Source organism: Nitratifractor sp. (assembly GCF_015487065.1).
Classification (GTDB): Bacteria; Campylobacterota; Campylobacteria; order Campylobacterales; family Sulfurovaceae; genus Nitratifractor.
Map to the genome: position 1 here is coordinate 1 of NZ_WFQN01000022.1, position 11,330 is coordinate 11,330.

The window sequence follows — 11,330 nt, forward strand, 5'->3', positions numbered from 1 at the left end:
ACCTGGGGAAGGAGGACAGGAATATGAGGGGATTTTTTGCTGTTTGAACTGCTGTTTGGGCTCATGGTCGCTTTCATGCCGAAAAAGTGACGTTATCATACCAAAATTGTCGTTTTTCTTTTCTATATTTTTTAACATAAATTACAGATACTCATGGTATCATTACACATATTTTTCTAGTGCGACGGATGGAAGCGGGGTATCAATGGAAGAGATTACTACACGATTTGAAATCGTCCGATTGGCGGTCAAACTTGGAGATTTTCGGACAATCGACGTACAATGTGATGCACTGAGAAGCCTGAGTCTTGATGAGAAACTCAATGAAATCATCGATCTGCTCGAAAGCCGAAACTACCGCCAGGCGCTCTATGAGATGAAACATTACGCACGGAGCCTGGAGGATGATTTCTTTACTTCCCAAGCCCCCCAATCTTCGCCGTCGTCCCGCTCCGCTACCCGATCTTCCGCGGGTTCCGGCGAGATGGGACTTTTCGACCTGGGAGTGGAATCGCCGAAACCTGAACCTGAACGGGAAGAGCGGGTTCTGGATCTGGACGATATCCTGCGCTACTCTCGGGAGTCCCAGAGGCCTCCGGTCAAAGAGTATGTCCCCGCTCCCACCTTTGAATTGGAGTCGGAAGATGCTACTGAAAAAGAATCTGAAGGACCGAAGGTAGAGGAGGAGACGCAAAAGCGAGAAGCGGATCTTCCGACGCATGAAACTCAGACGAGCTCTTTGACAGAAGCGACGCAAGCCCCCCTTGAGACCCCATTGAAGATTGAGGAGGAGGAAGCGGAAGCGGCGATGGAAAGAGAGGAGAGTTTCCCGCCGCCTTCGGCAGAAGAGGAGACGAAGGAGATCTCCGAGGCAGCCGAGATTCCAGCAGAAACGACTTCGGTCGATGAAGAAGCCTCTGCTGGCTATGCGACTGCACCAAAGAGCGAAAAAAGAGGGGGCGAGGACCAGCGTTATTCTCCGATTCCCTATGTGGGACAGAAATTCCGCAACATGATCCATCAATTTCCCCCGGTAGAGGAAGCCGAGCGGATTCCCGAAACGGTTGAAGCGATGCAGAAACAGATCGCCTCCGAAGGATATACGGAAGAGGAGATCGAAACTTTTCTCCGCTCCTATCAACAGTATAAAAAAGAGGGCAAAAAGGGTGAAGCGGCCCTGGTGCTTCTCCTGGCGGCGGCCACCGAATCCCAGTTCGCCCAGTTCCTCCTGGCGAGGGAGCTCTTCAAAGGCGAGGTGATCGAGGAGGATCATGCCGAGGCCTTCACTCAGATCAATACCCTGGCGGATCAGAATTTCCCCGAAGCGATCTGCGATCTGGCGCAGTTCTATGAGCACGGGGTCGGGATCGGAAAAGATCGCCAGCTGGCACTCCTGCTCTATGAAGAGGCGGCTGAGATGGGGGTGGCGAGAGCCGCCCGGCACTATGAGCGCCTGAAAAACTCCCGGGGGATCAAAAGCCTCTTCGGAAAAGTAAAGCTGCCGAATCTCTCCCTCAAGCTTCCCGGTAAAGACGATTAAGGATCTCCCGATTCTTTTTTTATCCTCTGAAAAATGCCGTGGATCCTGAATCAAGTTCAGGATGACGAGACAACCCCCGATCTCTTTATAGAAGACTCATTTATCGGTTCAGACCGGCGATCCCCTCGTAGGCCGTCTCCATCATTTTGTCAATCTCTTTGTCTGTGATGATATAGGGGGGCATGAAGTAGATCACATTCCCCAGAGGCCGGAGCAGAACCTCGTGCTCCAGACCGTAACGGTAGACTTCCAGACCTTTGCGCTCTTCAGCCGGATAGTCGATCATCTCCACGGCGGCGATCATCCCGGCCTGGCGCACCTCCTTGACATTGTCAAGTTCCAGGAAAGACTGGAGATTGTCAGCGATGCGTCGGCTCTTGTCACGGTTGACACGCAAGGTATCTTCCCGCTCGAAAAGCTCCAGGGTCGCCAGGGCCGCACTGCACGCCAGGGGATTGCCGGTGTAGCTGTGGGAGTGGAGAAAGGCTTTGTACTCGCTGTAATCGCAGTAGAAGGCCTCGTAGATCCGGTCATGGGTCATGACGACCGAGAGGGGGAGGTAACCGCCGGTCAACCCTTTGGAGAGGGTCATGAAGTCCGGGACGATCCCGGCCTGTTCGCAGGCGAACATCGTCCCCGTGCGACCGAAACCGGTCATGATTTCATCGGCGATGAGGTGGATGCCGTGCTGTTCTGTCAAGCGTCGGGCTCCCTTGAGGTAGTCGGGGCTGTACATATGCATCCCCCCGGCGCCCTGGACCAGAGGCTCCAGGATCAGAGCGGCAATCTCCTCTCCCCGCTTGGCCAGGAGATCCTCCAGAGCCTCCAGGGCCTCTACGGTCGCTTCGGCGCTGCGGTTTCGTGGGACGGGGGTCTGGATGTTACGGATGAGGAGCGGTTCGTAGGTGCTTTTGTAAAGTCCAACATCCCCCACGCTCAGGGCTCCGAGGGTCTCTCCGTGATAGCTGTTGGTCAGCGAGAGGAAGAGGGAACGGTCCGAGCCCCGGTTGCGGTGGGTGTGGTAGCTCATCTTGAGTGCCACCTCCACGGCACTGGAACCGTTGTCGGCGTAGAAGACTTTGTCGAGATCCCCGGGGGACAGGGCGGCGAGCTTCTCGGCCAAGTCCACTGCCGGCCGATGGCTGAACCCGGCCAGCAGGACATGCTCGAGCTCCTGCGCCTGGCGGGCGATCCGGCTGCTGATGTAGGGATTGGCATGGCCGAAGAGGTTGACCCACCAGCTGCTGATGGCATCGAGATAGCGCCGTCCGTCGAAATCGTAAAGCCAGACCCCCTCGGCACGCTCGATGGGGATCAGGGGGAGGGTTTCATGGTCTTTCATCTGGGTGCAGGGGTGCCAGATGTGCTTCAGATCCCGCTCCATCAGTTCCCGGTTTGTCACGTCTGCTCCTTCGTCTTCGGCAGGTAATCCACCCTTAATCACATCTTGACTAAAATAATGGACAAATTCTAACATAAGGCATACCGGTCATGATTGCATGGATGCAAAAACACAACAAGTACCTGGTCGTCACGATCTGGATCGCTACGATCGCATTTATCGGAGCGGGATTCGTCGGCTGGGGAACCTATCACTACGGCTCCAAAGCCGGTGCAGTCGCCAAAGTGGGCGAGGTGACGATTTCCCAGGAGAAATACAACTTCACCTATCAGAACCTCTATCGACAGGTCGGTGCAGCACTCGGCGGAAAGTTCGACGATGCCAAAGCTAAAAAAATGCAGCTTCCCCGACAGGCTTTCAACCGTCTGGTCGTCCAGGCCTATCTGCTCAATCTGGCTCGGGAATACGGTGTGATCATCTCCGATGAAGAGTTGGCCGATGCCATCGCTTCACTTCCCGCCTTTCAGGATCAAGGCCGTTTCAGCAAAAAGATCTACGAGACTTTCCTGGAATCCCGTGGACTCAATGCCCGGACCTTCGAAGCGATTTTCCGCGACGATTTGACCGTCGAAAAGCTGATGAAGTTGATCAACAAAGGGGCGGTTCCCTATGAGCGCAGTGTCATAGCGGGGGCGCTGAGCCTCTCCGATAAGATTCGCTACCGTGTCCTCATTCCTGCCGATGTCAATGTGACGATTGACGAAACGGCGCTCAAGTCCTATTGGGAGAAGCACAAGGATCAGTACAAAACTCCCCGGCTTTTCAAGCTGGCCGTTCTCTGGACCGATACTGCCGATATCAATGCGTCGGAGGAGGCACTGAAAAATTTCTATCACAAGAATAGTTTCAACTACACCGATGCCCAGGGCAAAGAGCTCTCCTATGAGCAGGCCCGGAAACTTGTCCTCAGGGATTATCGGATCAAAAAAGGGAAAAAACGGGCTTTGCTGGATTATATCGCCTTGAAAAAAGGGAAGAAAATGCCCACTGAAGTCCGGGAGTTCGCTGAAGGAGACCCCACATTTTCCAAAGCGTTATGGCAGGAGATCGTCACGCACTCTCCGGGATCGCTGGTCAAGCCCAAGCCCGTGGGTGCACGTTATGCCACGGTCCGGATCGACAAGGTCATCGAGCCCCGTATCATGAGCTTCGATGCGGCGAAAAGTCGCGTGGCGCTTGCCTGGACAGCGGCCGAAAGAAAGGCGGCGCTCAAGGCCAAAGCCGAAGCGTTGCTCAAAGGTCCCGCCGCCTTGACAAAAGAGAGCGGTGAAGTGAGTCTGAGTTCAGCCGAAGCGCTGTCACCTTTGAATCTGCCGGAAAGTTTACAGTTTTTACAAAAATTATTTACATCTAATAATAAAAAAGGTATCATATTCGTAAATGGAAAAATCGTGGTTTACGAGATCGTGGACCAGAAATTTGGAAAAGGTGACGGGGAATTGTCTGCAAAAATCGGGGCCACGGCAGATCGGATCAAAAAAGATGAGTTTGAACAGAACCTGCTCAAAGCACTTTCCAAACGATACCCCGTCAAAAAATTCGTAAAAGGAATCTAAGGTGGCAGAGACGATTCTGGCGGTAGATATCGGTTCGACCAAGATCGCCGCGGTGATCGCCGAAGTGGGAGAAGACGGTTCACTGACGGTTACCGGACACGGTGTCGTCCGTTCCCACGGGGTCAAAAAAGGGGTCATCACCAATATCGAACTGGCGGCAAAATCGATTAAAAAAGCGGTCGGGGACGCCCGTCGGATTGCCGGAAAAAATATCTCCGGTGCGACAATTTCCATCTCCAACGCCTATGCCAAAAGTCTCAACTCCACGGGCATTGTCAACATCCCCCATCAGGACATCACGATCAAAGAGATCAAACGGGTGATGGATACGGCGCTTTACAATGCCAACATCCCCAACGAGTTTGAGGTGATCCATGTCCTCCCCTACAACTTCAAAGTGGATGAACAGGATTTCATCGAGGATCCCTACGGTATGAACGCCAGCCGGATGGAGGTGGATGTCAATATTATCATTACCCAGAAATCAGCGTTGAACAATCTGATCAAAGCGGTCCGTTCCGCCGGATTGGAGATCGAAGGCATCGTCCTCAACAGCTACGCCTCGGCGTTGGCCGTCATGGGAGAAGATGAGCGGGAGCTGGGTGTCTGTGTCATCGATATGGGCGGCCAGACCAGCAATATGATTGTCCATATCGGCAACTCCATCCGCTACAACGATTTTCTGGCGGTGGGTTCCAACCATATCACCAACGATCTCTCCATGGCGCTTCACACTCCGCTGGAGACGGCGGAGAAGGTCAAGATCCGCCACGGAAACCTGCTGGAGAAGTCCAACGAATCCATCGAACTCCCGGTCATCGGCGATACGGAGAACCGCAACACCATCTCTCTGGAGATCGTCCACAGTGTCATCCTGGCCAGGGTGGAAGAGGCGTTGATGATCCTCTCCAAATCCCTGGACAAGAGTGCGCTGCGGGAGCAGATCGGGGCCGGTATCGTCTTGACCGGCGGCTTGACCAAGCTCAAAGGAATCCGGGAGCTGGCTCAGGCGATCTTCCACGGGATGCCGGTGAGAATCGGGTTGCCGCGGGAGCTGGGAGGCATGTACGACGAGCTCAAAGACCCGGCTTTCTCTACCGTCGTCGGTCTGTTGCTCTACCAGGCGGGGGAACATACCCAGTATGAGATTGATTACAGCAAGACGCTGCTGCATCACAAAGAGGTCCAGACAGCCAATGTGACCGATATCGCCGAAATCGGCAAAAAAGAGGAGACGCCGCGGGAAACGCCGTCACGTCATCAGCGAGAGGAGATCGATCTCGGGCTTGACCTGGGCGAAGGCGGGAAACTGCCGAACGATTTTGACGGGGATCTGTTCGGTTCGATCTCCAAAAAGCGCGAAGGGAATCCTTTCAGCCGATTCGTCAACTGGGCGAAACAACTTTTCTAAACCATAAAAAAGGGGAGTGAAACTTATGGAAAATTTCGAAATTGAGATCGAGACGACAAGAGCGGGTGAGAGCAACGTCGAGGGGGCCAGGATCAAAGCAATCGGAGTAGGCGGTGGCGGCGGAAACATGGTCAACCACATGATCTCCGAAAACGTCAAAGGGATCGATCTGGTCGTAGCCAATACCGACGCCCAGGCTCTGGACTCTTCTCTGGCACCCATCAAACTGCAGTTGGGGGCCAACGCCACCCGCGGACTGGGCGCCGGAATGAAGCCGGAGATCGGCCGGGAGGCGGCCCTGGAGAGTTTCAGTGAGATCAAGGACACCCTGGCCGGGGCCGATATCGTCTTTATCTCCGCCGGACTGGGCGGCGGAACCGGGACCGGAGCCGCTCCCATCATCGCCCAGGCGGCCAAAGAGGTCGGGGCTCTCACCGTCTCCGTCGTGACGACTCCTTTCAAATTCGAGGGCCGCAAACGTCAGAAACTGGCCAAGAGCGGCCTGGAAGAGCTCAAGCGTGAGAGCGATTCCATCATCGTTGTTCCCAACGAGCGGCTCCTCTCTATCGTCGAGAAGAACCTGGGGATCAAAGAGAGCTTCCGGTTGGTGGATGATGTTCTCTGCCAGGCGGTCGCCGGGATCTCCAATGTGATTCTTTCTCACGGCCCCAACGATATCAACCTGGACTTCGCCGACGTCAAGACCGTCATGAGCCATCGCGGTCTGGCCCTGATGGGGTCGGGCAGCAGCACCGGAGCCAACGCCGCCTACGATGCCGCCAAGGCAGCCATCGATTCGCCGCTGCTTGACAACGTCTCCATCAACGGGGCCAAAGGGGTGCTGGTCCATTTCCATATCCATCCCGACTATCCCATTCTGCAGATCTCCGAAGCGATGGATATCATCGAGGAGCATGCCGACGAGGATGCCAGCGTCATCTTCGGTACCACCACCGACAGCAACCTTGAGATCGATCAGGTCAAGATCACCATCGTCGCCACCGGTTTCGAAGAGCCCGAAGCGGTTCCCGCTCCCTCCCAGGCCGAGAAGGTCCAGCAGGCCTCCGACCTCCTCGGTTCCCAAGGCGTCAACAGCGACAACCCCTATCAGAACTACGGCGGTGGACGCAAAGTGGTCGGTGGGGATACCCTGGATGAAGATATCCTGGATGTTCCCACCTTCCTGCGCAAGCAGATGGACTGATTTTCTACACCGGAAGGTTTCCCCCTTTCCTTCCGCCTTTTATTCTTTCTACCTCCTCTTTTTTCGCTACCATTACTCCATAACTTTTGACAAAACAATCATCCGAAGTTGACAAGGAACAACCTATGAAATATATCAAAAAACTTTCACGCTACGGTACCGGTGTAGGGCTGGGAGCGCTGCTCGCCGTGGGATTGGGCGGATGCCAGCAGCGTGATTCTCAGGAGCAGAGCAGTACGCAGACCCAGGAGAAAAACGCCTTCGTCGTCATCGAGGAGGTCAAGCCGGGCCGCTACAAGATCGCCGAGGAGTTCCCGGCCAAAGAGACGCGCATCATCCTCAAAAAACTGGACGGCACCGAAAAGGTTCTGACCCGGGAGGAGATGGACGCTCTTGTCAAAAAGGAAGCAGCTAAGATCGATAACGGCACCTCCCCCCTGACCAGCCCCCAGGGGGCTCAGATGGCCCAGCAGGGCGGTTTGAGCCTGGGCGAGGCGATCCTGGCCAGTGCCGCCGGCGCCATCATCGGATCCTGGATCGGCAGTAGACTCTTCAACAACCCCAACTATCGGCAGACCCGCCGCTCCGGCTACAAAACACCCGCTGCCTACAACCGGAGTGTCAACAGCTTCAAAAAAGCCTCCTCCACCCGCAGCCGCTCCGCGACACGTCGCACCGGCTTTTTCGGAGGGACACGGGGAGGAAGCGGCGCACGCAGCGGCTTCTTCGGAGGCTGAGATGGTCAGACTCCTGCCGGTCGAACCCCTCGATACCGCCTATCTGGAACAGCTGGGCTTTGTCTGGCATACCGACAGCGACGAGACTCCCTATCTGGCGGACGTACTGGTCGAGGTGAGCCGGGAAGAGGCGGAGGCCTACTACGAGGCGGGCAACGAGCTCTACGATATGTTCGTCGCAGCGGGAGAACATGTGGTGGAACACAATCTCTTTCACGAGATCGGGATTCCCTTCAATCTGGTGGATCTGGTCAAAGAGAGCTGGGAGAACGAGGTCCACTGGCATCTCTACGGCCGCTTCGATCTGGCCGGGGGGATCGACGGCCGTCCCATCAAGCTCCTGGAGTTCAATGCCGATACCCCCACGGCCCTCTTCGAAACCGCCATCATTCAGTGGGCGATCCTCAAACGCAACGGGCTGGACGAAGCGGCTCAGTTCAATGTTGTCTACGATGCCCTCCTGGAGAACTTCAAGCGGATCGTGACCCTGGAGGCGAGCGTGGAATCTTTTGCCGAACGCTATGAGGGGTGGCGCTTTCTCTTCACCTCGGTCCGGGGCAATGCCGAGGAGGAGAATACGGTCCGGCTGCTGCAGTATATCGCCGAAGAGGCGGGCTTCGCCACCCAGTTCGCTTACATCGACGAGATCGAGTTCGACGGCGAGGAGGGGATCTTTTTCGAGGGGGTCAACTACGAGCTCTGGTTCAAGCTCATCCCCTGGGAGGATATCGCCCTGGAGGAGCCGGACCTTGCGATGCTGCTGACGCAGATCGTCCGCAACCAGAAGGCGATCCTCTTCAATCCCGCCTATACTCTGATGTTCCAGAGCAAGGGGATGCTCAAGATCCTCTGGGATCTCTACCCCGATCATCCTCTGCTGCTGGAGAGCTCTTTCGAGCCGCTGCCGGGCAAGATGCAGGTACGCAAACCGATCTTCGGCCGGGAAGGGGGCAACGTGGCGATCCTGGAGAGCGACGGACAAACCGTCGTCACCGATCTGCAGGGGGAGTACGGCGCCTATCCCATGCTCTATCAGGAGTATGTGGAATTGCCAAGAGATAGTGAGGGACGTCGCTACCAGGCCGGACTCTTTTTCGCCTACGAGTCCTGTGGCCTGGGGTATCGCCGGGGAGGGGAAATCATCGACAACCTCTCCAAATTCGTGGGGCATATCATCCGATGAGAGTCTGGCTGTCCCTTCTTCTCCTGTTCTGGCCGATTCTGGGTTCGGCGGGAAATTCCCCGCTGAAAGCACTGGACGCCAACGGTGATGCGATAGGAAAACCGATGAAAGAGAAAACGATCCCCAAGGCACAGAAGGTCCTGATCGTCAAATCGGAGCGGAAACTCTATCTTATTCGTAACGGTCATCCCTATCGGGAATACCATATCGCTCTGGGGAAAAACCCCATCGGTCCCAAAGAGCGGGAGCACGACCAGAAAACCCCGGAGGGGAACTATACCCTCGATTTCAAAAAACCCGACAGCAGCTATTATCGGGCGATTCATATTAGTTATCCCACTCCGGCTCAGAAGGAGAAAGCCCGAAAGAGGGGAATCAATCCCGGAGGATCCATCATGATCCACGGACAGCCAAACTGGTGGGGCTGGCTCTCGGTCATCCGGCAGCGTTTTGACTGGACCGCCGGCTGTATCGCCGTCAGCAACGGCGACATGGACGAGATCTGGCAGGCGGTGGATCCGGGGACGCCCATCGAGATCCGCCCCTGAGGGAGTGTTGAATCTCGTAGCGTGGGATTGCCATCCCACGGAAAATGAGGCCGGAGTTTCCAGCATACTTCTTCATTTCTTTTTTCTTTGTTCCGCGACAAAGAAAAAGAGAAACGAAGCAAAGAAAAAAGAAAACGCGAAGGACTGACGTCACACAGGCAGTACCTTTGTGATTGCGAATGGAGAATTGGGAATAGATGATTCGGATGGGTGTTGCTTTGCAGTGCTTCTTTTGGAACCGGGAATTCATTCCCGGCAAAAGGATGTCGTAAGAGAGAAAAGCTATCCTTCGGATAGACGCTAACGAATTGGTATTTCCAAAATTTGGAACTTCAGTTTTTTTATCGGTGGATCACTGACACGTAACATAGAATGAAAAAAGGATTCCCATGGCCAAACCTGCGGCACAGTGGTTGACCCTTCCCGCGGAATATCCTCCCGAAAAGCGGGAGCGGATCCTGCGGCGTTACGGGATCAAAGCGGGCAATATCGACCGGGTCTGGGAGGCCGACGGCGCTGTGCTCTATCGCCTCAAGCGGGGGCTGGTGCCCAAACTCCCGCCCGAGATGCTGCCCGACGTGGAGCGCAAACGTCGGATCCTTCGGATCGCCGACTATATCGAGGAGTACAAGCGGCTCATCGAAGCGGAGCGGGAGGCGGAGCGCCGCAGCCGGATCGAGGAGATCCGGCGTTTCAGCGGTCGGGAGCTGGAGAGCTTCGGCCGGGCGATCCTGGATCTGAGGGGGCGCAGAGCCGGGCGGCTTTTCGATCTGGAGCTGGTGCGCTACGGCCGGGACCGCCGGATCGAGACGGAGATCAGCAGCGGGGATATCGTGCTCATCAGTCGAGGCGATCCCCTCAAAAGCGATCTGAGCGCCACGGTCATGGGGGTGGGGCGCAACCATATCGAGGTGGCCTTCTCCCAGTCGCCGCCCCGCTGGGCCCTCAAAGAGCAGGTGCGGATCGATCTCTTCGTCAACGACGTGACCTTCAAGCGGATGGAGAGCAATCTGGAGCAGATGCGCCATCTGGCCGATCCCTACCGTAGGATCCGGGACATCCTCCTGGGGCTGGCGGAGTGCGGCCCGGCCCCCAGGCTGGAGCGGGAGTCGGTCCCCGGCCTCAATGCGCTGCAGCAGGAGGCGGTGGAGCGCTCCCTGGGGATGCAGGATCTCTTTTTGATCCACGGACCGCCGGGGACGGGCAAGACCACGACCCTGGATCGGGTGATCCGGGCTCACGTGGAGCAGGGGGATCGGGTGCTGGCGACGGCCGATTCCAATGTGGCGGTGGACAATCTGCTGGAGAAGCTATCTGCCGAGGGGGAGCTGGATCTGCTGCGTATTGGCCATCCGGCGCGGATCGATTCGGCCCTGGAACGTTACAGTCTCATGGTTCGGCTCTCCCAGGCTCCCGAATACCCGGAGATCCTGCGCCTGCAGGAGGAAGCCAAAGCCGCAGCCGAGCGGCGCAGCGCCTACAGCAAACCCACCCCGGCCCGCACCCGGGGGATGAGCCGGGAGCGGATCCTCAAGCTGGCCGAGGAGGGGCGCAGCTACCGGGGAGTGAGTCACGAGACTCTGCGCTCCATGGCGAGCTGGTACCGGGAGGAGGAGAAAACCCAGGCGGCCTTCGACCGGCTGCGCGAGCTGGAGGAGGCGACGATCCGGCGGCTGGTGAGCGAGGCGGATGTGGTCCTGGCCACCAACGCCATGGTGGGAGCCGAAGCGCTGGAGGGGGTCACTTTCG

9 protein-coding genes are annotated in these 11,330 nt (G+C 56.5%); 8 read left to right on the plus strand and 1 reads right to left on the minus strand.

The features are described 5' to 3' along the window. The first annotated feature begins 205 nt into the window (after window positions 1-205). Window positions 206-1,540: a tetratricopeptide repeat protein gene (locus tag F8I07_RS01050; RefSeq protein ID WP_292654593.1), complete on the plus strand. Its 1,335-nt coding sequence runs from the start codon at window positions 206-208 to the stop codon at window positions 1,538-1,540. A 100-nt stretch (window positions 1,541-1,640) separates the two neighbouring features. On the opposite strand, the gene F8I07_RS01055 is transcribed toward F8I07_RS01050, so the two are convergent. Continuing rightward, on the minus strand, window positions 1,641-2,942 hold the full coding sequence (locus tag F8I07_RS01055; protein WP_292654596.1) for an adenosylmethionine--8-amino-7-oxononanoate transaminase: 1,302 nt from the start codon (window positions 2,940-2,942) through the stop codon (window positions 1,641-1,643). Between the two features lie 89 nt (window positions 2,943-3,031). Here F8I07_RS01055 and F8I07_RS01060 point away from each other — a divergent pair, with 89 nt between their 5' ends. The 7 genes from F8I07_RS01060 to F8I07_RS01090 all read left to right on the plus strand — a co-directional run. Continuing rightward, window positions 3,032-4,498, plus strand: a complete 1,467-nt coding sequence (locus F8I07_RS01060; protein ID WP_292654599.1) for a peptidylprolyl isomerase — start codon at window positions 3,032-3,034, stop codon at window positions 4,496-4,498. Window position 4,499: 1 nt separating this feature from the next. Next, complete coding sequence (gene ftsA, locus F8I07_RS01065) at window positions 4,500-5,909, plus strand: cell division protein FtsA (protein WP_292654602.1); 1,410 nt, start codon at window positions 4,500-4,502, stop codon at window positions 5,907-5,909. A 25-nt stretch (window positions 5,910-5,934) separates the two neighbouring features. After that, the gene (gene ftsZ, locus F8I07_RS01070) at window positions 5,935-7,113 is read left to right on the plus strand and encodes a cell division protein FtsZ (RefSeq protein ID WP_292654604.1); all 1,179 of its coding nucleotides are present in this window, start codon (window positions 5,935-5,937) and stop codon (window positions 7,111-7,113) included. A 125-nt stretch (window positions 7,114-7,238) separates the two neighbouring features. Beyond that, complete coding sequence (locus tag F8I07_RS01075) at window positions 7,239-7,850, plus strand: UPF0323 family lipoprotein (RefSeq protein ID WP_292654609.1); 612 nt, start codon at window positions 7,239-7,241, stop codon at window positions 7,848-7,850. 1 nt (window position 7,851) lies between these two features. After that, window positions 7,852-9,033 (plus strand): glutathionylspermidine synthase family protein, encoded by a 1,182-nt coding sequence (locus F8I07_RS01080; RefSeq protein WP_292654612.1) that lies wholly within the window; start codon window positions 7,852-7,854, stop codon window positions 9,031-9,033. 104 nt (window positions 9,034-9,137) lie between these two features. Continuing rightward, window positions 9,138-9,581: a L,D-transpeptidase family protein gene (locus F8I07_RS01085; RefSeq protein WP_292654614.1), complete on the plus strand. Its 444-nt coding sequence runs from the start codon at window positions 9,138-9,140 to the stop codon at window positions 9,579-9,581. Between the two features lie 389 nt (window positions 9,582-9,970). Beyond that, window positions 9,971-11,330, plus strand: a 1,360-nt coding sequence (locus F8I07_RS01090) for an AAA domain-containing protein (protein ID WP_292654616.1), incomplete at its 3' end; no start/stop codon positions are given.

Excerpts from the sequence above, each read along its gene's own strand:
- F8I07_RS01050 (WP_292654593.1), top strand. The coding sequence starts at position 206 with ATGGAAGAGATTACTACACGATTTGAAATCGTCCGATTGGCGGTCAAA.
- F8I07_RS01060 (WP_292654599.1), top strand. The coding sequence starts at position 3,032 with ATGATTGCATGGATGCAAAAACACAACAAGTACCTGGTCGTCACGATC.
- ftsZ (WP_292654604.1), top strand. The coding sequence starts at position 5,935 with ATGGAAAATTTCGAAATTGAGATCGAGACGACAAGAGCGGGTGAGAGC.
- F8I07_RS01075 (WP_292654609.1), top strand. The coding sequence starts at position 7,239 with ATGAAATATATCAAAAAACTTTCACGCTACGGTACCGGTGTAGGGCTG.
- F8I07_RS01080 (WP_292654612.1), top strand. The coding sequence starts at position 7,852 with ATGGTCAGACTCCTGCCGGTCGAACCCCTCGATACCGCCTATCTGGAA.
- F8I07_RS01085 (WP_292654614.1), top strand. The coding sequence starts at position 9,138 with ATGAAAGAGAAAACGATCCCCAAGGCACAGAAGGTCCTGATCGTCAAA.